Source organism: Kitasatospora sp. NPDC015121 (genome assembly GCF_055562955.1).
The window spans coordinates 47,013-71,219 of record NZ_JBVHEH010000026.1; the positions used below are offsets into that span (position 1 = coordinate 47,013).

Annotated in this window: 19 protein-coding genes; 12 read left to right on the plus strand and 7 right to left on the minus strand. The window is 62.7% G+C overall.

Annotation, left to right across the window (positions count from 1 at the left end; translation table 11 throughout):
- Positions 1-52: 52 nt before the first annotated feature.
- Entirely contained in the window at positions 53-598 is a 546-nt protein-coding gene (locus ACZ3J7_RS31470; RefSeq protein ID WP_298775615.1) for an AAA family ATPase, read from the plus strand.
- On the opposite strand, the gene ACZ3J7_RS31475 is transcribed toward ACZ3J7_RS31470, so the two are convergent.
- The 3 genes from ACZ3J7_RS31475 to ACZ3J7_RS31485 are packed head-to-tail and all read right to left on the minus strand — an operon-like array spanning position 566 to position 3,112.
- A complete protein-coding gene (locus ACZ3J7_RS31475; protein WP_298775611.1) occupies positions 566-1,225 on the minus strand; it encodes an enoyl-CoA hydratase-related protein in 660 nt (219 codons plus the stop codon). The two genes, ACZ3J7_RS31470 and ACZ3J7_RS31475, sit on opposite strands and share 33 nt — an antisense overlap.
- On the minus strand, positions 1,222-1,881 hold the full coding sequence (locus ACZ3J7_RS31480; RefSeq protein WP_296555176.1) for a helix-turn-helix domain-containing protein: 660 nt from the start codon (positions 1,879-1,881) through the stop codon (positions 1,222-1,224). Before ACZ3J7_RS31480 ends, ACZ3J7_RS31475 begins: the two co-directional genes overlap by 4 nt.
- Before the next feature lie 43 nt (positions 1,882-1,924).
- Positions 1,925-3,112: a CaiB/BaiF CoA transferase family protein gene (locus ACZ3J7_RS31485; RefSeq protein WP_095971632.1), complete on the minus strand. Its 1,188-nt coding sequence runs from the start codon at positions 3,110-3,112 to the stop codon at positions 1,925-1,927.
- 282 nt (positions 3,113-3,394) lie between these two features.
- Between ACZ3J7_RS31485 and ACZ3J7_RS31490 the strand changes: the two genes are divergently transcribed.
- From ACZ3J7_RS31490 to ACZ3J7_RS31500, 3 genes are all read left to right on the plus strand, one after another.
- Positions 3,395-4,510, plus strand: coding sequence for an XdhC family protein (locus ACZ3J7_RS31490; RefSeq protein WP_298775608.1), 1,116 nt, complete (start codon positions 3,395-3,397; stop codon positions 4,508-4,510).
- 102 nt (positions 4,511-4,612) lie between these two features.
- Entirely contained in the window at positions 4,613-6,256 is a 1,644-nt protein-coding gene (locus tag ACZ3J7_RS31495) for a PucR family transcriptional regulator (RefSeq protein WP_124568448.1), read from the plus strand.
- Between the two features lie 148 nt (positions 6,257-6,404).
- The gene (locus tag ACZ3J7_RS31500) at positions 6,405-7,838 is read left to right on the plus strand and encodes a uracil-xanthine permease family protein (protein ID WP_095971634.1); all 1,434 of its coding nucleotides are present in this window, start codon (positions 6,405-6,407) and stop codon (positions 7,836-7,838) included.
- A 92-nt stretch (positions 7,839-7,930) separates the two neighbouring features.
- Here ACZ3J7_RS31500 and ACZ3J7_RS31505 read toward each other — a convergent pair whose 3' ends face one another.
- The 4 genes from ACZ3J7_RS31505 to upp all read right to left on the minus strand — a co-directional run bounded on the left by ACZ3J7_RS31505 (position 7,931) and on the right by upp (position 13,368).
- Positions 7,931-9,442, minus strand: coding sequence for a carboxyl transferase domain-containing protein (locus tag ACZ3J7_RS31505; RefSeq protein WP_298775605.1), 1,512 nt, complete (start codon positions 9,440-9,442; stop codon positions 7,931-7,933).
- Positions 9,439-10,608, minus strand: coding sequence for a CaiB/BaiF CoA transferase family protein (locus tag ACZ3J7_RS31510; protein WP_423677985.1), 1,170 nt, complete (start codon positions 10,606-10,608; stop codon positions 9,439-9,441). The genes ACZ3J7_RS31505 and ACZ3J7_RS31510 overlap by 4 nt, the downstream gene beginning before the upstream one ends.
- Positions 10,609-10,954: 346 nt before the next feature.
- Positions 10,955-12,652: a PucR family transcriptional regulator gene (locus ACZ3J7_RS31515; protein ID WP_353799009.1), complete on the minus strand. Its 1,698-nt coding sequence runs from the start codon at positions 12,650-12,652 to the stop codon at positions 10,955-10,957.
- 92 nt (positions 12,653-12,744) lie between these two features.
- Positions 12,745-13,368: a uracil phosphoribosyltransferase gene (gene upp, locus ACZ3J7_RS31520; RefSeq protein WP_095971638.1), complete on the minus strand. Its 624-nt coding sequence runs from the start codon at positions 13,366-13,368 to the stop codon at positions 12,745-12,747.
- Between the two features lie 223 nt (positions 13,369-13,591).
- Between upp and bar the strand changes: the two genes are divergently transcribed.
- The 8 genes from bar (at position 13,592) to ACZ3J7_RS31560 (ending at position 24,127) form a co-directional block, all read left to right on the plus strand.
- The gene (gene bar, locus ACZ3J7_RS31525) at positions 13,592-14,701 is read left to right on the plus strand and encodes a barbiturase (protein WP_095971639.1); all 1,110 of its coding nucleotides are present in this window, start codon (positions 13,592-13,594) and stop codon (positions 14,699-14,701) included.
- 125 nt (positions 14,702-14,826) lie between these two features.
- Positions 14,827-16,305 (plus strand): amidase, encoded by a 1,479-nt coding sequence (locus ACZ3J7_RS31530; RefSeq protein ID WP_298775597.1) that lies wholly within the window; start codon positions 14,827-14,829, stop codon positions 16,303-16,305.
- A gap of 40 nt (positions 16,306-16,345) precedes the next feature.
- On the plus strand, positions 16,346-17,569 hold the full coding sequence (locus ACZ3J7_RS31535) for an aminotransferase family protein (protein WP_353799008.1): 1,224 nt from the start codon (positions 16,346-16,348) through the stop codon (positions 17,567-17,569).
- A gap of 292 nt (positions 17,570-17,861) precedes the next feature.
- The gene (locus ACZ3J7_RS31540; protein ID WP_298772582.1) at positions 17,862-19,301 is read left to right on the plus strand and encodes a uracil-xanthine permease family protein; all 1,440 of its coding nucleotides are present in this window, start codon (positions 17,862-17,864) and stop codon (positions 19,299-19,301) included.
- 89 nt (positions 19,302-19,390) lie between these two features.
- Positions 19,391-20,293 carry an FAD binding domain-containing protein gene (locus ACZ3J7_RS31545; protein ID WP_095971642.1) on the plus strand — a complete coding sequence of 301 codons (903 nt, stop codon included), beginning with the start codon at positions 19,391-19,393 and terminating at the stop codon, positions 20,291-20,293.
- A gap of 2 nt (positions 20,294-20,295) precedes the next feature.
- Positions 20,296-20,940, plus strand: coding sequence for a (2Fe-2S)-binding protein (locus tag ACZ3J7_RS31550; protein ID WP_029256750.1), 645 nt, complete (start codon positions 20,296-20,298; stop codon positions 20,938-20,940).
- A complete protein-coding gene (gene cutA, locus ACZ3J7_RS31555) occupies positions 20,937-23,459 on the plus strand; it encodes an aerobic carbon-monoxide dehydrogenase large subunit (protein WP_298772586.1) in 2,523 nt (840 codons plus the stop codon). The genes ACZ3J7_RS31550 and cutA overlap by 4 nt, the downstream gene beginning before the upstream one ends.
- Positions 23,456-24,127 (plus strand): SRPBCC family protein, encoded by a 672-nt coding sequence (locus ACZ3J7_RS31560; protein WP_166810048.1) that lies wholly within the window; start codon positions 23,456-23,458, stop codon positions 24,125-24,127. Before cutA ends, ACZ3J7_RS31560 begins: the two co-directional genes overlap by 4 nt.
- Positions 24,128-24,207: the final 80 nt, after the last annotated feature.

Below are 24,207 nucleotides of genomic sequence, written 5' to 3' on the forward strand. Positions count from 1 at the left end.
CCGCGCCTGCACAAGGCTCTGGACATGCTCACGGCTCTGGAATAGTGGAGGCGTGTTCGTACTGCTGCTGACAGGCCCGCCGGGCGCGGGGAAGAGTTCCGTGCTGACCGCGCTTCACGATCGACTCGGCGAGGTCGGGGTGAGCAACGCGATGATCGAGGTGGACGAACTCGAGCGGTGCTACCCGCCGCTGGGGACCGAACGGGCAATCGCACACGTCGGGATGCTGTGCGCGTCGTACCGGGAAGCGGGGTATGAACTCCTCTTCCTCACGGCGACTGTCGAAGACGACGACTACGGGCGTGCCCTGCTGGCCGCGACCGGCGCCGAGGGGCACCTGTTGGCGCGCCTCGAGGCCGATCCGGATACGTTGCGCACCAGAATCATCGAACGTGAACCGGCCGGCTGGGCCGGGTTGGACGATCTTGTGGAAGCGTCACAACTGCTGGCCGGTTCGATACCGACGCTCAGTGGAGTCGACGTGGTTCTGAGCACCGAAGGTCGCGATGCCGAAAGTGTCGCCGATGATCTGGAAGCGGCTCTGCGAGAACGTAGTCCATCGCTTCTAGCCGTCGGTATTCAGGGCGGTGACCACTGACGCGAACATAGTCGACTTGATCGCGCCCAGCGTGCCCGGATTCTTCGGCCCGATCGGTGCAACCATTTCGATGGCCTTGGCGGTCAAAGCATCGACGGATGCGGTGAAGTCCACCAAACCGGCTGCAAATGCGTCACTTCCGCCGTATCGCCGCCCCGTGGTCATGGCGACGATTGCCGACGCCGGGCTGAGTTTGGCTTGGATGAGAGCTGCCATTCCTTCGGTGAACGGGATGTTGATGTCCACCTCCGGGAAGCAGTAGTAACCGCGATCATCGCGCATGACGCGGTAATCGTGCGCGATGCCGAGCATTGCGCCGGCCCCGAAGGCGTGGCCGTTGATCGCAGCGACGGTAGGCATCGGGAACGTCAACATCCGAGCGAACAGCGACTGCACCTGCTGCACATACCACTTCGCCTTGTTGCCGTTCGCGCCAAGCCAGTCGAGGTCGAGTCCGTTGGAGTAGAACTTGCCCGTCGCCGTGGTGACCAGAGCGTGTGCGCCTTCGCTCAGAGCCTGATCGAGCAGCTTGTCGACGGAGTCGAGCCAATCCGGCGAGAAACGATTCTCGTCCTCGCCGAGATCGAGAACGGCGATCTTGTCTTCGAAGCGCAGAGTTGTGGTCATGACGGGCCTTTCCTGTTGCGGGACTGTGGGAGTGGTGGATCCAAACTCAGAACGGCGCGAACCGCCGCATCCAACCGCGCGCGTGCTGCGGCGTCGGGGACTCGCCAACCGTCGGCGCGTGTGGCGGGATGAATGAGTAGCCCGGTAGGCAGGCCGACAACACAGGCCTCGATTGCCTCGACGGCTCTGCCGTCTGTGCGACCCCAGAGCGCGGTCGACAATCGGATGAACAAGTCGACCAGAGACCGGTCGAGTTGTGTGAGTTTCTCGGCGATGTCGGCGGGGACGTCGGTGCCGAGCAGTTCGTCGCGCTGGATCGTCAGCAGCAGCAACGCGGATTGTGGGTAGTCGAGCGCGAAGACGGCCGGAACTTCGGCAGCTGCGACGACGGCGGAAACCGCGGAGGTCGGCGAGGGGTCCGCGAGAGCGTCGTCCACTCTCGATTGCTGAAGCGCGAGAAATCGTTGCGCGGCACGCAGCCACGCGCTTCCGACCAATCCACTGCGAGAGCCGAATGCGTGATAGATCGCCCCGTTGGACACACCGGTGGCGTCGGAGACCGCCCGCACCGTGACCGCGCTCGGCCCGGCAGTGGCGGCAAGCTTTTCGGCAGCGTCGAGCAGTGTGTCGAGGTCGTGGACGCGGGGCCGAGGCATGAACGCACAGTAACAGAGCGTCTGCTCTGTTACTAGTGTGCGGTCAGATCACCGAATTCGCGCGAAGGTCCTCGATCTCCTCCGGGCGAAGGCCGAAGTCGGCGAGTACCCCGTCGGCGTCACCGCCGAGAGTCATGGGTGGCGCATTTCTGACGGGAAGAGTCTTGCCGTCCACCCAGAACGGTCCGCGGACAACGGGAATCGACGTCCCGTCGGCGCTGTGCGTCTGCTCGACCATCTGCAGAGCCTCGACCTGCGGGTCGGAGAACACCTGATCGATCGAATGGATCGGGCCGCAGGGAATTCCGGCACCGCGGATCTCGGCGATCCACTGCGCCGCCCCTTTTGCGGTCAGTAGCTCCTCGAGTTCTTTGGTCAGTTGGTCACGGTGTGCCAAACGCTCTTTACCCGTGGCATATTCGGCACGGAAGGCGAGGTCGGGGTCGCCGATAACCGAGCACAGCGCGATCCAGTGCTTGTCCGACCCGGTGGCGATGTTGATCGGGAAGTCCGCGGTGTCGAAAGCGCCGTACGGCGTGATGGTCGGGTGCGTATTGCCGTTCGGCGTCGAAACCCGCCCGGTGCTCAGGTAGTCCTGCGCCTGGAAAGTCATGATCGAGATCGCGGATTCCAGCAACGAGGTCTGCACGCGGTGCCCACGACCGTCGCGACCGCGAGAGGCAAGTGCCGCCGTGATTCCCAGCGCCGCGTAGATGCCCGAGACCGTGTCGATGATGGGGATTCCGACCCGCATCGGGGTCTGTTCACCGGCACCGGTGACCGACATCAACCCGGACATGCCCTGGGCCACCTGATCGAGTCCGGGCGCGAACTGGTCGGGGCCCACCGGGCCGAAACCACTGATGCTCATCACGACGAGCCCTGGATTCTCCTGCTCGAGCGAATCGGGATCGAGCCCCATGTCGGCCAGTACTCCCGGACGGAAATTCTCGACCAGCACATCCGCGTCGAGGGCCAGGCTGCGAAGCAGTTTCCGTCCGCGGTCACTGCGCATGTCGATGGCGATCGACCTCTTGCCGCGGTTCACGGACGCGAAGTAGAGGCTTCGATCGCCGTCGAACGGCGGCCACTGACGCGAACTGTCGCCGGAGCCACGGGTTTCGACCTTGACCACGTCGGCGCCGAAGTCCGACAGCAGCGACGTGCACAAAGGCCCCGCGAGAGCGCGGGTGAGGTCGAGAACTTTGATACCGCTGAGCAATTGGTCCATCGTAGAAACCTCGGTTCTGTGGTGTGCAACGTCGCCCACTCGATCCGTCGCACCATCTGCGTGAATTACCGCTGCAGTGATCGTCGGAGAGGGGAAGAATGAAGGTCAGGCCTGCTTTCGGCTGGGCTCGGTGACAACACTGGTCGAGAGCGCAAGGTGATGCGACGGCGACATTGCACAACTGCAGGGGCCGGATTTAGGCGCATTGTGTGACAGGCAGGATTGCGGTGGGCCGATACCGTGAACTCTCTACGTACGGCGATGCAAGCGGGAGGCGAGGCGATGCGCGACATTTCCACTCAGCTGGCGCAGTGGCACGCCCGTGGCGAGGATTTTGCACTGGCGACGGTTGTCCGTACCTGGCGATCCTCACCACGCATGCCCGGTGCTTCCATGGCCGTCTCACGCTCCGGCGAGGTGGTCGGCAGCGTCTCGGGCGGGTGCATCGAGAGTGCGCTGTACGAGATCGCCCAGGAGGTTCTCGCCGACGGCACCAGCCGCGTCGAGGTCTTCAGCGTCTCCGACGACGACGCCATCGGAGTAGGTCTGACCTGCGGCGGAACCATCGAAGTGTTTGTCCAGGCCGTCGGAGCCGATTTCACCGAGTTCGGTCAGGTTTGTGACCGGATCGAGGCCGATACGCCCGTCGTCGTGGTCACCGAAGTGCGTCCGGGCGCGCCGGCACGGCACCTCGTCGTCGAGCACGGCCGACGCAGCGGGGATCTGGATGCCACGGAGGACGAGGTCGCCATCCTGCTGCGCACGATGGAGACCGGTGAGTCCGTAGCTTTTGTCGCACCCGCGGGAACTCTCATCGATTCGCAGCACGACCTGCTGGTCGAGATCTTCGCGCCACTACCGCGGATGTACGTCTTCGGAGCCATCGACTTCGCCGCCTCGATGTGTACGTTGGGCGCCTTTGCTGGTTACCGCGTGACCGTCGTGGACGCACGGCCGGTCTTCGCGACTCGAGCGCGTTTCCCCGATGCCCATGATCTGGTCGTCATGTGGCCACACAAGTTCCTCGAAACCGCACCGATCGACAACAAAACCGTCCTGGCCGTGCTCACCCACGACGAGAAGTTCGACATCCCGTTGCTCGAGATCGCGCTGCGTTCGTCGGCTGCATACGTGGGTGCGATGGGAAGTCGTGCGACGCATGAGCGTCGGGTGGCGCTGTTGAAGGAGCGAGGCGTCACCGACGCCGAGCTGGGGCGCCTGCACTCACCGATCGGGTTGGATCTCGGCGCCAGGACGCCAGAAGAAACTGCAGTGTCGATCCTCGCCGAGATGACCAAGACCCTGCGCAATGCCTCCGGTTTGGAACTGCGGGATCTGCAGGGGCCGATCCACCCGCCACCTCAGGAGAATCCGACCGCCCTGCATCGAACGGCCTGAGTCGACTGCGCTGAATTCGGACATCTTGTGTTCGGTGGGGATAGGATCGTTTCTTTCGTGAACCATCTTCCGTGATCCGAATGAAATCGAGGTGCCTGCCAAGTGGCGAACCCGGCCGTACCGGCATCCGAGGTGAATGCTGTTCTCTCCGAACTTCTTCGAACCTCGCTCCTTCCTGGTGTTCGAAAGGTTGCCGGCGGCTCCGACGACCCGACGGTGGCCCGGGTGGGATTCATGGCGGTTCCGGACATCGGACCGTGGCTGCGACACGGACAGTTGCTGATCACCACGCCGGAAACCCTCGCCAGGGTCACCGAAACCTTCAAAGCATTTGTCGGACGGTTGTCGACGCGTGGAGTTGCGGCACTTGCCGTCCAATTCGGCGCAGACGGTGACACTCTCGCGCCGGAACTGGTCGACGCGGCCGAAAGCGCCGGCTTCCCGCTCCTGGTTTTTCACGGTGCATGCGATCACCCTGCGGCCAGAGGCCGGGAGCAGACGGAGTCGGCCCAGATCGACGCCATGTTCGGGGCCGAGCGGTTGCGACGGTTGCTGGTCGACGTCGTGATGGGCGGCGGCGGTCTCCCGCAATTGACCGAAGTCATTGCACGGGAGATGAAGGGCGCCGCCCTGATCACCACTTCGGACGGACGCGAGATCTGCCGGGCTGGGGACGCCGCGGAGCGCAAGAATCTGTCGGCCTGTCCGGCTGTCGATTCCACCGGTCGTCTGCGGACCGACACCGTCGAGGGCGGGTTGGGTCTGCACGAGTTCGACGGTCAATTCATCGCGGTGTCCGCGATTTCCGCCAATCACATCGACCACGGGCGTCTCGCGTTGTTCACCGGTGAGCGCGTGATGACGAGTTACGACCAGTACCTGGTCGAGCGGGCCGCGTCGGTGTGCGCGTTGGTGATCACCCGTGAACAAGCCGTGGCATCGGTGGAAGAGCGCCATCGTGCGAACTTCGTTCACGACCTGCTCCTCGGCCGTGCCGGGGATCACGATCACGTTGTCTCCCACGCCAAGACGTTCGGGTGGGACTTCGATCGCCCGCTGGTGATCGTCTCGATCGAACCGGACCCGGTCGACGAACCGGCCTCGGCGGCGCCCGCTCGGCTGCCCGTCGTCGACCGTCAGGCGATGGCGTTCTCCGGCGCGATCGCCCACCGTGATCCCGGTGCGGCGGTGACCGCGCTGACGGGTGAGACGGTGATCGTGATGGGCGTCGGCACCGACACGATGGCCTTGGTGCGGGATCTCGTCACAGTCGTTCGCGGTGAAGGTGGCGGCGGGAGAAGGCCGTTCAGTGTCGGGGTGTCCCGGCCGGCAGCGGCGATCGACGCCGTCCCCGCGCTCTACAGCCAGGCGCGCACCGCATTGACTGTCGGCCGCCGGATCTCAGGTCCGTGGACGGTGACTCAGTTCGACGATCTCGGCGTGTACAGACTGCTCAGTCTGGTCGAGGACGAAAACGAGTTGGAGACGTTCGCCCGTGAGACATTGCGGGAACTGACGGAGGAAACTGCCGAAGCGCAGGACATGCGCAAGACCTTGGAAGTCCTGCTCGCGACCAACATCAACATCGCCGAGACCGCGCGCAAGCTCCACTTCCATTACAACACACTGCGTTACAGGGTCGTTAAGCTGGAGAAAATGCTGGGACCCTTCACGGCGCAACCCGAACTCCGGTTGGATCTGTCTCTAGCACTGAAGATAACCGCGATGCGCGGCATCAATCACTAATATTGCCAATCCGGGTCGGCGGGTTCTGGCAGATTGTCATCACGTCGATACCTCCGCGCTGTAATAGCGTTTCACTCCAGTCACGGTGTTTTGTGAGCTGGAGCACACTCAGCGTTCGGACACCTTCCTCTGCACGAAAGGTCCCATCATGCCGATTTGGACGTTGCACGGAGATGGAAAGAACATCAAACCGGGTGAAGTGGTTGCTCCCGGCGAGCGGCTCAGCTGGGGAAGAACCATCGGGCTGGGCAGCCAGCACGTGGTGTCGATGTTCGGCGCGACGTTCGTGTTCCCGATCATCATGGGCCTCAATCCTCAACTTGCCGTGATGATGTCGGGCTTTTGTACGCTCTTCTTCCTGTTGGTGGTCAAGGGACGCATTCCCAGCTACCTCGGTACGTCGGCGGCTTTCGTCGGTGGTATCGCCGCTATTCGTGCCCAAGGCGGAACCTCTGCGGAGGTGACCGGTGCGATCCTGGTGTCCGGACTGGTCCTCGCAGCCATCGGTATCGCGATCCACTTCCTCGGTGGCCGGGTCGTATTCAAGGTTCTTCCCCCGGTGGTGACCGGGGCAGTGGTGATGCTGATCGGATTCAACCTGGCACCCGTCGTCGCGGGGCTGTACTGGCCGCAGGACCAGTGGGTGGCTCTGATCGTCATGGTGGCCCTGATCGTCATGAGTATCGCGTTACGCGGCTTCATGGCGCGCATCGCAATCTTCCTCGCGCTGATCTTCGGCTACGTCCTCTCCTGGATCCTCGACCGGGTCTCGGGCACGATCACCTCGTACGACGCAGGCACCGGTCAGATCACCGAGCACTTCCGCGTCAACTGGGATTCGGTGCAGTCGGCGTCGTGGTTCGGCCTGCCCCCGTTCTCGGACGAGGCCAACGGAATCGTCGGCATCCACGCCCCGTCGTTCAGCCTGACGTTCATCATCCTGGTTCTTCCCGGTGTCATCGCGTTGATCGCGGAGAACGCCGGCCACGTCAAGGCCGTGGCCGAGATGACCGGGGACGACCTCGACCCGTACATGGGACGCGCGCTTGCCGGTGACGGTTTCGCCACCGCTATCGCCAGCAGCGTCGGCGGTTCGCCCACCACGACGTACGCCGAGAACATCGGTGTCATGGCAGCGACCCGTGTGTACTCCACCGCCGCCTACGCGGTCGCGGGCATCGTCGCGATGATGCTCGGCTTCTCCCCCAAGTTCGGTGCCGTCATCTCGGCGACGCCCGGCGGCGTTCTCGGCGGAATCACCGTGGTGCTCTACGGCATGATCGGGCTTCTCGGCGCCAAGATCTGGAAGGAGAACGGCGTCGACTTCGGCAATCCGCTCAACCTGATGCCGATCGCGGCCGGCCTGATCATCGGTATCGGCGACACGGCCCTGAAGTTCAGTGACACGTTCTCGCTCAGCGGCATCGCGCTCGGCACCATTGTCGTGATCGGGATGTACCACCTGTGCCAGTACATAGGTTCGAAGAACCCGGAGCTGAATGCGAAGAACCCGGAACCGAACAAGCCGGATTCGAAGGCTCCCGGCGGAGAACGGGAAGAACCCGCCCCGCAGCTCACGTGACGCTTGGCTGAGTGTGCTCGATTGTCGAAGGCCGGACATCCTCCTTGGAGGATGTCCGGCCTTTCGCGGTGTGTGTTCTGTGTACTGATCGATCAGACGGCGGTGCTGGCTTCGACCAGGCCGATACGGTCGATGCGTTCGGTGCGGGTGATGAGCCGTTCGGTCGCATCGGTAGCAGTGAGCACGCTCAGCTCGTAGTGCAGTACCGCTCCGACACGAGTGCAGAATGCGGCGGATTCGTCCGCAGCATCGGGACATTCGGGGATGACCCGATCGACGATGCCGCCTGCGAGCAGATCGAAGGACCGTATCCCTTGACTGGCCGCCATCTCCGGAGCGTGCGTGATGTCGTGGAACATGATCGCGCTCGCACCCTCGGGAGGTAAGGGCGACAGCCAACCATGGCGGGCCGCCAGCACTCGATCGGCCGGAATCAGTGCCAGGGCTCCGCCGCCGGTGCCCTGCCCGAGCAGGAGGGAAATGGTGGGGACCTCGAGTGAAATCATGTCGGCTATGCACCGAGCGATCTCGCCGGCCAATCCACCTTCTTCGGCTTCCTTCGACAGTGCCGCGCCTGCCGTGTCGATGATCGTCACCAATGGCAGATCGAGTTCTGCGGCAAGCCGCATTCCTCGCCGAGCTTCCCGCAGAGCGCCGGGGCCGAGTGGGGAGTGCGCAGTCTGTCCGCGTCGGTCCTGTCCGAGAAGGACGCAGGGCATGTCGCCGAAGCGAACGAGCGCGAGCATGATGCCGGGATCGTTCTCGCCTTGGCCGGTTCCGTTGAGCGGGAGCATGTCCGAGGCAGAATTAAGCAACACTTCCCGGATCCCCGGTCGATCTTCGCGCCGGGATGCGACGACGGATTCCCAGGCTGACGTATCGGGTGGGCAGTCGTACGAGCACGGGTCACTCGGCAACGAGCACCCACGGCGTCTCGAGGTGATGATGCGCAACGCGCGGTCGACGATTTCGGCGAGCTGGTCTGGCGGCCTCACCGCATCGATGAGTCCGTGCTCGTGAAGGTTCTCCGCTGTCTGGACACCGACGGGGAAAGGTGAGTTGTACAAAGCCTCGAACACCCGGGGGCCGAGGAATCCGACCAGGGCTCCCGGCTCCGCGATCGTCACGTGACCGAGCGACCCCCAGGACGCGAATACGCCTCCGGTGGTGGGGTTTCGGAGGTAGACGATGTAGGGCAGATGCGCTTCTTTGTGCTTGATGAGCGCCGCGGTGATCTTGACCATCTGCAGAAATGCCGTTGTCCCCTCCTGCATACGCGTTCCTCCGGAGGTGGGAAGCGCAAGAAGGGGCAGCTGCTCGTGCGTCGCTCGACGGATGGCGACGACGAGGCGTTCGCCCGCTGCCACGCCGATCGATCCACCGAGAAAACCGAACTCGCAGACGATGATTGCCACGCGGCGGCCTCTGATGGAGGCGCTTCCGGTCAGGACGGACTCGTCGAGTCCGGTCTTCTCCTGGGCACGAAGAAGCGCTTCGGTGTAGTCGGAGTCGGTCGCCACCGGTATCGGAGGGGTATCCCACGACTCCCAGGTGCCGGCATCGATCACCAGGTCGAGCATGTCGCGAGCCGACAGGCGGTTCATCGGGTGAATCCTTGTAGCCACGACATGACTTCGTCAGTGTCTTCACCGAGAACCGGAGGTGCAGTGTGGCGGGTCTCCGTCACCTCGGTTCCGTCCGGATCGAAAAATCGTAGCGGCGGGCCGGGCAGGGTGATGTTTCCGAGCGTGCTGTGGTCGACGTCGACGAGCAACCCCTGTGATCGGGTCTGTTCCCATTCGTACACTTCGGAGATCGTCCGGACCCGTCCTGCCGGAATTCCGATGCGGTCCAGTTCGGTCAGAAGCTCGTCACGCGAGTACGGTTTGAAGGTACGTTCGATCAATTCGACTACCTGGAAATGATTCTCGACGCGTTCGGCGTTTGTTGCCATACCCGGTGCGTCTGGATCGAGTTCGAACCCTTCGCAGAATCTTCTCCACAGGCTTTCGCTGCCGACCGAGATCTGTACTGCGCCATCGCCGGTACGAAAGAGTCCGTACGGTGCGATGGAGGGATGGTGGTTGCCCTGCGCTGTGCCTACCTCGCCGGCGACGGTCCACTTCGTTCCCTGAAACGCATGAACACCGACCACGCTGGCCAAGAGCGATGTTCGAACGACACGGCCTCTCCCCGTCTGTTCACGTTCCTTCAAAGCCGCGACGACGCCGAACGCCCCGTACATCCCGGCGAGAAGATCGGCGATCGGAACTCCGACTCGTTGAACGTCGTCCGGACTCGAGCCGGTCAGCGACATGAGTCCGGCCTCCCCCTGGGCGATCTGGTCGTAGCCGGCGCGGCCACCTTCCGGGCCGTCGTGGCCGAAACCGCTGATGGACAGGACGATCAGGCGAGGATTGAGTTCGGCCAGCCGCTCGGTCGAGAATCCGAGTCGATCGAGAACTCCGGTACGGAAGTTCTCCATGAGAACGTCGGCGCGGCAGACGAGATCTTCGAGGGTTGCGCGCCCGCTGTCGGATTTGAGGTCGAGCGTGATCGACTTCTTGTTCCGGTTCGTGGACAGAAAGTACGTCGATTCCCGTTGCGCGTTCGGTGGTTCCAGCGGTGGCTTCACAAATGGCGGCCCCCACCCACGGGTGTCGTCGCCGCCGTGAGGTGATTCGACCTTGATCACGTCGGCGCCCAGATCGCCGAGCATCATTGCCGCGTGAGGACCCGCGAGTGCGCGCGTGAGGTCGACGACAATCACGTCGTGTAACGGACCACTACGAGCACTTGTGTTGTGAGGCTTCGAAGTCGAGTTCATGTCGCACCGCCGTGTTCTGGTGTAATTGGCTGAGCCAGTTGGTGGTTGAGGCCTCCGTAGTTCGGTCGACTCCGGTCCGCTGGACCGAGAAATCGGCCAGGGCCACTGAAGGAGGTATGTGCGGCCCGTCTTTCGAACCGTAAGCGCGCACCGGTCAACGGCACATGGGTAACCTTGCCGATGACGGGTATCAGTGGTGGGTAAGAAGTGACGAACGCTCACCGCACGGCTGGATTGCGGTTGTATCGAACCGCTATCGGGACGTTCTGTCAGCTCATATCGTGCGAAGTCATGACATTTCGTGCATCTTCATGACCTGCAGGGCGAGTGAGACGTTCAATCGAAGGACGGGGTCGTCGGTGAACGATCCGACGACGCTCTCCAGCTTTCCGATTCTGTAACGCAAAGTGTTGTAGTGCATGTGCAGCGCCCGGGAGGCCTCGGCGACATTGCAATTGCAGTCGAGCAGGGTCTGGAGTGTCAGACGCAGGTCAGCGGCTTCGGCGTTGTCCGCCGACAAGGACTTCAGAACGTCATCGGTGAACGAACGCAGTTCGCTCTTGTCCGTCTGGAGCGAGAGGAGTCGGTGTACACCGAGTTCGTCGAAGTGTGCGATCTGCCCCGGCCCGTTGATACGTCGGCCGACGACCACGGCTGTACAGGCTTGGTCGTAGGCCGCGGGTAGATCGGCCAGGGAGTAGATCACCCGGCTCACTCCCGTGCTGAAGGATCGGCGGCCGCTGGTGCGATCGCCGGCAACCTTGCGCACCAACCCTTCGATGTCCCGAACCGCACGGTCGGTGCTGGTCGGGAAAAGCGTGACCACCTCGTGTCGAAACCCGACGGACGGCGCCGTCCGCTCGTGTGTTCGGACCACTTGTTGCCAGCCGTCGCTGAGTCGATCTTGGTCCGTGCGAGTGGAATTCGCGTGCTGGGATTCCGGGTGATCGACGTCGAGTTCTGCAACCACAACGGCAAGTGGACGAGTGACATCCCACCCCAACTGGGTGAAGTGCGCGCTCACTTCCGCCGGCGAGCCGGCTTCGCCTATCAGTGCGTCGCGGAGGAAGTCGCCGCGGAACTTGGATTCCACTGCCGCAACTGCCAGCTGTTTGGTGACGGCCAGCGCGGCAACGGTGGCCGCTCGCTCCAGCGCTTGAACGACAACTGCGCCGAGTTCGTGGGTGCCGGCGTACGCCACCATCCGGCCGTGGTCGGTGCCGCCGGCCACCACTCGGGTGAGCGCCAACTGACCAGGAAATCCCTTGGGCGCGTTCTGTAAACCGACAGCGACCCGTTCGGTCAGGAACCGACCGGTGCTCTCGAACAACGGAAGCGCGTTCAGTGCAGCTGAATCCCCGGCCTCGGTCAACACCCTTCCGTCCGGCGAGCAGATCAGAACGCTGACGTCGAAAAGCGCGGCGAATTCTGCTGCAATCTGGGGTAGATCGCCACCTTCCAAGACGATCGAAGTCAACGAGCGGTGAAGACGGTCGGCAATGTCGAGTGCCGCAGACTGCTTCGCCACCAACTTGGTGAAGACCTCCGAGATCACCTCGTCGAACCCTGCGGTGACGGGAAGAACCAACAACGGCAGCCCTCGCTGCTCTGCCATGTGCAGCATGGCTTCCGGCAGTTCGTCGAGATAGCGGCCGGTTTTCACGGCAAGTGCCGCGACCCCTCGGCGTGCGAGACCGTCGACGAGGTCGCTGAGATCGGTATCGTCGAGAAGCTCTCCGGTTCGCCCGTAGCGCAGCGGGAACCCGGTAGTCACCAACAGTTCGTTCGGCTTCACCCAAGCGAGGATGTCCGGTACTTCCATCACGTTCACCGATTGGACGAGGTGGCGCAACCCCCCGTGCCCGGCAAGGACTTCGGCTCCATGCAGACTGGGCAGCTCGAGGACATCCCGAACCGTCAACCTGTAGTCGCCACCTTCTGGCAAATGTTGAAGCTCTTCGCTCGAATATTTGGCAGATCTATCCATGTCGCGAGACTACGCGCGATCACGCTGCGAACATTGTCAACAGTTGACGAAAATGTCCTCTCGAAATGAGTAGATCTCCCGATGTCTGCCAACTATCGAGGTCCGAATTGGCGATCGCCCGCGTCTCCGAGTCCAGGTACCAGGAAAGCATTTTCGTTCAGGCCGTCGTCGATGCTCGCAGTGAGGAGCCTGACTGGATGTCCGGACTTCCTCAGCGCTTCGATCCCTTCCGGAGCCACGACGACACATATTGCAGTCACATCGGTGGCTCCGCGTGCGATGAGCAGATCGATTGTGCGGATGATGGATCCACCGGTCGCCAACATCGGATCGAGGACGTAGACGGGGGTGTCCGACAGATCGGCAGGCAGGGACTCGAGATACGGAACCGGTTGGTGTGTCTTCTCGTCTCGCGCCATTCCCACGAAACCTACGCCTGCCTGCGGAATGAGGGCACTCGCCTGTTCGACCATGCCGAGGCCCGCTCGCAAGACCGGTACCAGGAGCGGTGGATTTGCCAGCCGCACTCCCAGCGTCGGAGCAACTGGCGTCTCGATGTCGAACTGTTCCACTTCTGCGCCGCGCATGGCCTCGTAGACCAACATATGGGTCAGTCTGCGCAGGGCGGACCGGAACGTTGCGTTGTCGCTGCGAGCGTCGCGCATGGTCGTGAGCAGCGACGCCGCCAGCGGATGGTCGACAACAGTGGTGTCCATGGACGAATCGTAAGTGAGAACCGATGGGGCGGCGCACAACCGGTGAATCGGAGTCGAAATAACCAATCACGGTTTTCGTTTGGGCAAGTATTGACGATGCCGAAGGGTTCGAGTCGTCATAGCGTGGTCGGCATGGCAGTTCCGAACCGCTCGGCTGGACTGGGCGCCGGGAGCTGTCAAGGCCCAATTTTGCCTCCACGATTCCCTATACAAGGAGATGCCAATGCCCGAAGCAATCGAGGTCCGTAAGGTTCCGCTACACAGCGTCTCCGACGCCAGTGAGCTCGCCAAGCTGATCGACGACGGTGTCCTCGAGGCCGACCGCGTCATTGCAGTCATCGGCAAAACCGAGGGTAACGGCGGCGTCAACGACTACACGCGCATCATCGCGGACCGCGCGTTTCGAGAGGTTCTCTCCGCCAAGGGTAATCGCAGCCCCGAAGAGGTGGCAGAGGTGCCGATCGTCTGGTCCGGCGGCACGGACGGTGTGATCAGCCCGCACGCGACGATCTTCGCGACGGTACCGGCAGACAAGGTCACCAAGACCGACGAGCCGCGCCTGACCGTGGGTGTCGCGATGAGTGAGCAGTTGCTGCCCGAGGACATCGGTCGTACGGCGATGATCACCAAAGTGGCTGCGGCAGTGAAAGATGCGATGGCCAATGCCGGCATCACCGATCCCGCCGACGTGCACTACGTACAGACCAAGACTCCGTTGCTGACAATCCACACCATCCGTGACGCCAAGAGTCGCGGCAAGACGGTGTGGACCGAACAAACTCACGAGTCGATGGACCTGTCCAACGGCGGTACGGCCCTCGGGATCGCGGTTGCGCTCGGCGAAATCGACATGCCGTCCGACGAGGATGTCATGCACAGCCGCGAACTCTTCTCTTCTGTCGCATCCTGCTCGTCCGGCGTCGAGTTGGACCGGGCTCAGATCGTCGTCGTCGGTAATGCACGTGGCGTCGGCGGACGCTACCGGATCGGCCACAGCGTGATGAAGGATCCGCTCGACCAGGACGGAATCTGGGCGGCGATCCGTGACGCCGGGCTCGAACTTCCGGAGCGGCCGCACTCGAGCGACCTGGACGGTCAACTCGTCAACGTGTTCTTGAAGTGCGAGGCCAGTCAGGACGGAACGGTCCGTGGCCGTCGTAATGCGATGCTCGACGATTCCGACGTGCACTGGCACCGCCAGATCAAGTCGTGTGTCGGTGGAGTCACTGCCGCTGTCACCGGTGATCCGGCTGTGTTCGTGTCGGTCTCGGCAGCGCATCAGGGCCCCGAGGGTGGCGGCCCTGTCGCCGCGATCGTCGACCTCGGTCAGTAACAGGCAAGAACCTCGCTGGAAACCTCGACAGTCGCGCCGCCACCGGTAATTCGTCCTCGAATCAGTTGCCGGTGGCGGCGAGTCCGCTCCGGCGCACCCCACTTCACTGCTTGAAAGGATTCACGATGGTTCATGCTGCTGACCCTGTCGACGAGAGCGTTTCCGGTGCGCCCGAAAATCGCGAGCTCGTCATGGCCGATGCGGTCACGCTCAGTGGTCTGATACGCAGGCGTGAAGTGTCGTGTGTCGAGGTGATGGACAGCTTCCTCGACCAGATCGAAGCACATAACCCGGCGGTGAACGCGATAGTTGCCTTGCGGGATCGGGAAGCGTTGACGGCGGAGGCGCGCGAGCGTGATTCGCAGTTGGCGAGTGGGCAGTATCTCGGTTGGATGCACGGGTTTCCGCATGCAGTGAAGGATCTTTCGGCAGCCAAGGGTCTGCCGTTCACCTCCGGGTCGCCGATGTTCGCGGACCGAATCGCCGAAGAGGACGACCTGTTCGTCAAGCGGATCAAGTCTGCCGGTGCCATTGTGATCGGCAAGACGAACACCCCGGAGTTCGGGCTCGGATCCCAGACGTACAACCCGGTGTGGGGTACTACGGTGTCTCCGTACGACAATTCGCGCACTGCCGGCGGTAGCAGCGGAGGCGCCGCAGCGTCGCTGGCGCTTCGCATGCTGCCGGTGGCAGACGGAAGCGATTACATGGGTTCGCTCCGAAACCCGTCGGCGTTCAACAACGTCGTGGGGTTTCGACCATCGTGGGGTCGGATACCGGAGACGGGATTCATCGCGCAGGGCGCGGTTGTAGGCCCGATGGGCCGAACCGTCACCGATGTAGCTCACCTGCTCTCCACGATGGCAGGGCCGGATGCTTATGCACCGCTGGGGATTCGTGAGGATCCCGCTGTGTTCACCGAAAGCCTCGCACGTGATCTGAAAGGCTCTCGGATCGCATGGGTCGGTGACTGGAACGGTTACCTGGCAACCGAACCTGGAGTTCTCGAGTTGTGTGAATCCTCGTTCGAGGTCTTCGAACAGTTGGGGTGCCGCGTCGAGGCGGCGCTTCCCGACTTCAAACCCGAGGACATCTGGCAACTGTTCTTGCGATGGCGTTGGTGGGCGCAGCTCGGCTTGATCGATCAGTACAACGACCCGAGTATGCGTGAGTTGATGAAGCCCGAACTGTTGTGGGAACTCGAGCATGCCGTCACCCTCTCGGCACTCGACGTGACCAAGGCTGCGGAGGCCCGCAACGGCTGGCTGTCGGCCGTTACCAAGATGTTCGAAACGTACGACTACATTCTCGCGCCGAGTGCTCAGGTGTTTCCTTTCGACAAGAACACTCACTGGCCCGAGACCGTCGACGGGCGGTCGATGGACACGTATCACCGGTGGATGGAGACGGTTGTTCCCTGGACGATGGCCGGAGTTCCGGTTGCGGGGATGCCGGTCGGCTTCGACGATCGTTCGCTTCCCATGGGTATCCAGATCATCGGTCGGCACGGCGCCGACGTGGACGTACTCCAACTCGCCTACGCATTCGAGCAGGCAACCCAGTGGGTCGAGCGGGTTCTTCCGCCCGCACTCCACGTGAACTGACTCATCTATTTCGAACGTATCCAGTTGGGAGAGAACGACGATGGCTTCGGCATTGTGGCACGGGTTCGCGGACATGGGCGCTGTGGAGAAGAACGGCGCGTTTGTCGTCTCTCGCGGTGAGGGGGCGTACATCTGGGACCGCGAGGGCACTCGGTATCTGGATGCGACGGCGGGCCTGTGGTTCACCAATGTCGGGCACGGGCGCACGGAGATCGCGGACGCGGTGGCGGCTCAGTTGTCGAAGATCGCTCATTTCTCCAACTTCGGTGATTTTGTTCCCGAGACCACGCAGGTGTTGGCGGAGCGGTTGGCGACGATCGCGCCGGTTGCCGGGAGCAAGATCTTCTTCACCTCGGGTGGTTCGGATTCGGTGGACACTGCGGCGAAGCTCGCTCGCCGGTATTGGCATGAGGTGGGGCAGCCGGATAAGGCCATCATTGTCGGTCGTCAGAAGGCGTATCACGGAATGCATGTTGCGGGAACGGCTCTGGCGGGTATTCCGGTGAACCGTGAGGGTTACGGCGAGCTGATGGCGGATGCGGCGACGGTCGGTTGGGATGATGCGAAGAGTCTGCTCGAGTTGATCGAGAGGATCGGTGCGAACAAGATCGCCGCGTTCTTCGCGGAGCCGATCATCGGTGCGGGTGGGGTGTATCTTCCGCCGGAGGGGTATCTGGCGGAGGTGCGTGACATCTGCCGTGAGCACGACATTCTGTTTGTCGTCGACGAGGTGGTGACCGGTTTCGGTCGTATCGGCGGCGAGTGGTTCGCATCCACTCGTTTCGATTTGCAGCCTGACATGATGACCACGGCGAAGGGTTTGACGTCGGGTTATCTTCCGATGGGTGCGGTGTTCATCGCGCCGCGGGTGGCGGAGCCGTTTTATGCGGGTTCGTGGTGGCGTCATGGTTACACGTACGGCGGGCATGCCGGTGCTGCTGCTGCGGCGATGGCGAACCTCGACATTGTCGAGCGTGAGAATTTGCTCGGGGAGTCGAAGCGTTTGGAGGCGTCGTTGCATACGCATCTGCAGCCGTTGGCGGAGCATCCGCGGGTGGCGGAGGTTCGTAGTGGGCTCGGTGCGGTCGCTGCGGTGCAGTTGGTTGATCCGGCGGAGGCTTTGCCGTTCGTGAAGACGTTGCGTGAGCACGGTATTTCGGGTCGCGCTGCGGGTCAGGGTGCGATGCAGATTTCGCCGACGTTCGTGATGACCGATGATCAGGTCGCGGAGATGGCAGCAGGGATCCTCGCAGCCCTCGGTTAGGTACCTCGTTTTCCGTTGACAGACATCGTGTTACGGAATCATTAAGCCGACGAAAATGTTGGGGCCCGTCCTATCGTGGTCCCAATTTTCGTCGAAACTGTCTCCAGCACTGACGATGACCCCTGCCCGCATCATCTGTCACCATTGTTGCCAATCTCGGTGAGCGGGTTCTGGCAGATTGTCATCACGTCCAAATCTTGGTGCTGTATTAGCGTTTCACTCCAGACACGGTGTTTGTGAGCTGGGGCACAAAGCATTTCGAACACCTTCCTCCTTCGCGAAAGGTCTCGTCATGCCGATCTGGACGTTGCACGGAGATGGAAAGAACATCGGGCCCGGTGAAGTGGTTGCTCCCGGCGAGCGACTCAGTTGGGCGAGAACCATCGGGTTGGGTGGTCAACATGTCGTGTCGATGTTCGGCGCGACGTTCGTGTTCCCGATCATCATGGGCCTCAATCCTCAACTTGCCGTGATGATGTCGGGATTTTGTACGCTCTTCTTCCTCCTGGTGGTCAAGGGGCACGTCCCCAGTTACCTCGGCACGTCCGCGGCCTTTGTCGGCGGTGTCGCCGCTATTCGTGCCCAGGGCGGAACGACGGCGGAAGTGACCGGTGCGATTCTGGTGTCCGGACTGGTTCTGGGATTCGTCGGTATCGCCATCCACTTTCTCGGCGGTGGCGTTATCAGTAAAGCGCTACCGCCGGTGGTGACCGGCGCAGTGGTGATGTTGATCGGTTTCAACCTGGCGCCGGTTGTCGCGGGGCTGTACTGGCCGCAGGACCAGTGGGTGGCACTGATCGTGATGGTGGCACTGATCGTGATGAGCGTTGCGCTACGCGGTTTCCTGGGACGTATCGCCATTCTCGTCGCGCTGGTTTTCGGTTACATCTTCTCGTGGGTCCTGGACCGGGTCTCCGGTCCGATCACGTCCGCCAGTGGTAGTGGCGCACCCACCGAGCACTTTCGTGTCAACTGGGATTCGGTGCACTCGGCGTCCTGGTTCGGGTTGCCGCCGTTCTCGGACGAAGCCAACGGAATCGTCGGCATCCACGCTCCCTCGTTCAGCCTCACGTTCATCGTCCTGGTCCTTCCCGGTGTCATCGCACTGGTCGCGGAAAACGCCGGCCACGTCAAGGCAGTCGCAGAGATCACGGGCGACGATCTCGACCCGTACATCGGACGCGCAATTGCCGGTGACGGTTTTGCCACCGCCATCGCCAGCGCAGTAGGCGGCTCCCCCACGACGACACACGCCGAGAACATCGGTGTCATGGCAGCGACCCGGGTGTACTCGACCGCCGCGTACGTGATTGCCGGTTTCATCGCGATCCTGCTCGGCTTCTCGCCCAAGTTCGGAGCAGTCATGGCAGCGACGCCCGGCGGCGTTCTCGGCGGAATTCTTGTGGTTCTGTTCGGCATGATCGGTCTGCTCGGCGCCAAGATCTGGAAAGAGAACGGTGTCGACTTCGGGAATCCGCTGAATCTGATGCCGATCGCCGCCGGCCTGATCATCGGTATCGGCGATACGGCTCTGAAGTTCAGTGACACCTTCTCGCTCGGAGGCATCGCGCTCGGCACCGTCGTCGTGATCGTGATGTACCACTTCTGCCAGCTCGTAGGGTCCTGGAACCCCGAACTGAACAGGCCTACGTCCGGCCGACGGCCGAGCACGACCCCGGGGGCGAATGCGTCAGATGACGAACGGGAAGAGCCCGTGGCGCAGCTCACGTGATGCCAAGTTGAATGTATGCCAGGTATGACCCGTGACCGTTGTCACATCTGCACAAAACGTGAAGTGACTCATAGAGGCAGGATTGAGTAATGAAACCGTCGCCGCTGACTTATCACCGACCGTCCTCGGTCGAGGACGCGTGCCGAATCCTCTCCGAGGTCTCTCACGAGGGGAAGGTGCTCGCCGGCGGGCAGTCGCTTGTGCCGCTGCTGTCCATGCGCCTCGCCGCCCCCGCCCACATCGTCGACATCGGATCGATCCCGAACCTCGCTTCGGTGACCTCGTCCGAAGACACAGGAGTGCGGTTCCAAGCCTTGGCCACGCACTCGGTGCTGGCAGCTGACGAAGGTGCTCGTCGAGTTCAGCCGCTACTGAACCGTGCTCTGCAGTTGGTAGCGCACCCCACGATCCGTAACCGCGGGACGAGCGTCGGCTCCATCGTCCACGCCGACCCGTCGGCGGAGATGCCGGCAGTCCTGACACTGCTCGGGGGCAGCGTGACCGTCCAGTCGGTGCGTGGCACCCGCGAGATCGCGTCGACGGATCTCTTCGCCGGTCCTCTCGAGTCGAGCCTGGAATCGGACGAGATCGCGGTGTCGGTGTCGGTGCCGGCCGCCGAGCCCGGCGTGGGAACCGCCATCGACGAGATCGCGCGTCGTCACGGTGACTACGCACTGGTCGGCGTCGTCGCCCGGATTCGCGTGGTCGACGGACTGGTGGCCGAAGCACACATGACGTACGTGTCCGCCGGAGAGTTGGGTCAGGTCGTGGACTACACGGACGTGCTGGCGGGGGCGTCGGCGACGGATCAGCGAGACCCGCGATGGCGCACTCTCGGAGAATGCGCCCGCGCGCAGATAGATACCGAGGCAGACATTCACGGGACGGCGGCGTACCGCTCGCAGTTGGTGTCCGCGCTCACGGCGCGGGTCGGCTTCGCGGCAGCAACGGACGCTCTCAGTGAGAACGCAGTACTGGCAGGAAAGTGGTGACTATGTCCAAAAACGATCGCTCCATCGATGATCAACTTGCCGAGTTGGCAGCAGATACCGGTGAACACCATGTGGCCGTGACGTTCACGCTCAACGAGGTGACGAGCACCGTCGTTCTTCCCTCCCGCACTTTGGCTTCGGATGCCATTCGTCACCACCTCCGTAAGACGGGCACGCACGTCGGTTGTGAACACGGCGTGTGTGGTGCGTGCACCGTGCTGCTCGACGGAAAGCCGGTTCGGTCCTGCCTCGTCCTCGCTGCCAGCCTCGAAGGTCGATCGATCACGACCGTCGAAGGCCTCGTCGAGCCGGACGGTACTTTGCATCCGGTTCAGCAGGCCTTCAAGGATTGTCACGGCTTGCAATGCGGATTCTGCACACCGGGATTCGTGACGACCATCGCGGCCTTTCTCGAGGAGAACCCGAATCCCACGCGTGAGGAAGCAACGGACGCGATAGCCGGAAACCTCTGCCGTTGTACGGGATACCAGAACATCAGGGCGTCGGTTCTGCGCGCAGCCGAGATCAAGCGTGAACGAGCCGGGCAGTTCCCGCTCGGAATCGACGACGCGTCCACTCGGGAGGCGTTGGATCGCAAGGTGCGGGGAACGACGAATCCCGTCGGAGGACGGGCGGGTAAAGCATGAGTACTCCGGTCAAACCAGCAAAGCGCAACGGGGCGAAGCACCCCGCTACCGATCATTCGACGGCCGATCATTCGGTTGCCGACGACGGCAAGTTCTTCGGCAAACCGATTCCGCGTGAAGAAGATACGCGCCTGCTCAGCGGTCAGGGGCGGTATCTGGACGATCTGGGCCACAACGCACTGATCGCGGCATTCGTCAGGTCGCCGCATGCACATGCGCGAATCATCGACATCGACATCGATCAGGCGCTGGAAGTGCCTGGCGTACATGCCATCTACACCTACGAAGATCTCCTGGCCGACACTCCGGAAATGGCAGAAAACCTGCCACTGCTCATTCCGCATCCGGGAATCATCGCTCCGCGCAACGGGTATCCCCTCGCCAAGGACGAGGTGAAGCACGTCGGAGAAGCTATCGCGATGGTCGTCGCCGACAACCGGTACATCGCCGAGGATGCGTGCGCGAAGATCGACGTCGCCTACGAGGCGTTGAAGCCGGTAGTGGGGATCGACGTCGCTCGCACCGCCGACAACGCCGTCCACGCCGACGTTCCGGACAACGTCGCCGCTCACCTGCAGCACGGGTTCGGAGATCTCGATGCCGAACTGGCCGCCGCGCCACACCGACTGACGTTGGATCTCGAAATCGAGCGTTCGGCTTCCATGCCGATGGAGGGCAAGGGTGTCTACGCACGCTGGGACGGCGACGAGAACACCCTCACGTTCTGGACCTCCACCCAGACGTCCACCTCCGCCCGCGCCGCCATTGCCGCGCGACTGGGTATGGCACTGAACAAGGTTCACTGCATCGCTCCCGACGTCGGCGGTGGATTCGGTGTCAAGATCGTTCACCCGTGGCCCGAAGAAGTGATGATCACGTGGGCCGCTCGACGCCTCGGCCAGGCCGGCATCTCCTGTGAGGTGAAGTGGGTCGAGGATCGCCGAGAGCACTTCATCTCCAGTGCGCACGAGCGTGGGCAGATCCAGAAGGTCGACATCGGATTCGACGACGACGGCCGTCTGTTGGCCTTCGACTTCACGTTCTGGCACGACAACGGCGCCTACCTGCCGTACGGGATCATCGTCATGATCAACACCGCGACGCAGGTTCTCGGGCCGTACAAGCCGAAGTCGTTCCGGGTCAACGCCTATTCGCTGTACACCAACACGGTCATCGTGACCCCGTACCGCGGTGCCGGACGTCCGCAGGCCGTGTTCGCGATGGAGCGATCCATGGACGCCATCGCCAAGTACTTGAACAAGGACAAGATCGCGGTGCGGGAGGCGAACTTCATTCGCCCCGAGGACATGCCGTACGACTTCGGCCTGATGTTCCAGGACGGACGCCCGTTGATCTACGACACGGGTGACTACCAGGCAGGCATCGACAAGCTCAAGAAGCTCATCGACTGGGACGGATTTCCCGAGTACCAGAGGAAGGCTCGCGCCGAAGGTCGGTCGGTCGGCATCGGTATCGGTGCGTACGTCGAGGGAACCGGACCCGGACCCTACGAAGGCGCGCACGTAGTGGTCGAGACGTCCGGAAAGGTCAAGGCCGCAACAGGCTTGACGACGCAGGGCCAAGGCCACCAGACCGCGTTCGCCCAGATCGTTGCGGACGACCTCGGAGTCAAGGTCTCCGACGTCGAGATCGTCACCGGTGACACCCGCCGGTTCGGTTATGCCGTCGGCACTTTCGCCTCGCGTGGTGCAGTCATGTCTGGTTCGGCCTTCCACGTCGCGGCGCAGATGGTCGCGGAGAAGGCGAAGAAGATCGCGTCCGGAATCCTGGATCTGCCGGAAACCGACCTGGAACTCCGGGAAGGCCACGTGTGCAAGATCGGCACCGAGGCCGGCGTGGAGGGTACGTCCGTACCGCTGAGTGTTGTTGCCGTGCTGTCGAACCCGCTACGATATGCATTCGACCGTGAGTCGAAGCTGGCTACCGGTTTCGCCAAGACCGACACGGACATGTCGAAGCCGCCGATTCCCGAGGGTGAGCAGCCCGGCCTGGAAGCCACCGGCTACTACTCGCCGCCCAGCTCCACCTTCGCTTCGGGAGTGCACGCGGCGATCGTCGAAACCGATCCCGTGACGGCCGAGATCACTGTCCGTCGTTACGTCGTCATCCACGACTGCGGAAACGTGATCAACCCCCGCATCGTCGAAGGCCAGGTCATGGGCGCCGTCGCGCAGGGTATCGGCGGCGCACTCTACGAGCGGATCGTCTACGACGAGCACGGCCAGATGCTCAACGCGTCGTACATGGACTTCCTGATGCCGTTCGTCACCGAGATGCCGGATTCGCTCGAGATGGATCACACCGTCACGCCGTCGGGACTCAACCCACTCGGAATGAAGGGCGCCGGTGAAGCCGGTGTGATCCCGACCAGCGCCGTCATCGCGGCCGCCATCGAGGACGCCGAAGGAATCTCGATCACGTCCATGCCCATTTCACCGTCCGAACTGTTCGAACTTCGACTCGCACATGCGGGTTCGTCATCAGAGGAGAATGCATGAGAATCGCCGGCACCGCGCAGCTGACGGCACCTCGCGAAGAGGTCTACGACAAGCTCCAGGACGGTCGTGTACTGGCCGCGACCATTCCCGGTGTGCAGTCGCTCGAGCAGCTCACGGACAATCACTACAAGCTCTCCATCATGGCGGGAGTCGCGTCGATCAAGGGCGTGTACGACGGCGAGGTTGTTCTGTCGCAACAGAATCGGCCGAATTCGTTTGTCATGACGGCTTCGGGGGCTGGTGCTCCCGGCACGGTGAAGGCGGACGTCACGGTCACGTTGACGGAGAACGAGGGTGGCACGCTGCTTTCGTACGACGCCGACGCCGTGGTCGGCGGGATGGTCGGCGGCGTCGGGCAGCGCATGATCACCGGTGTCGCCAAGAAAATGGCCGGGGTGTTCTTCAAGAGCATCGACGGCGTCATTGCCAACGGAATCCCCGAGAAGGTCACTGCCGCCGTGGCGGCGGCCGTACCGGCAGTGGCGGTCGAGGGGGCGCCGGTAGTTTCCGGCGCCGTCACGGCGCCAGCGGTTCTTCCGGCCGGTGTGCCGGCAGCGGGCGGCACCGATGCTCGCACGGTGATGGTCAGCGCCGTCGTCGGTGCGGCGATTGCTTTGTCAGGTGTTGCTATAGGCGGATTCCTGGCCCGTTCTGGGTGTCGCGAGTAGTTCACCGGAGTGTCAGCAGCTGTTTCACGATGAGGGAAACGCCCCGAACCGACCAGGTTCGGGGCGTTTTTCACGTCCGC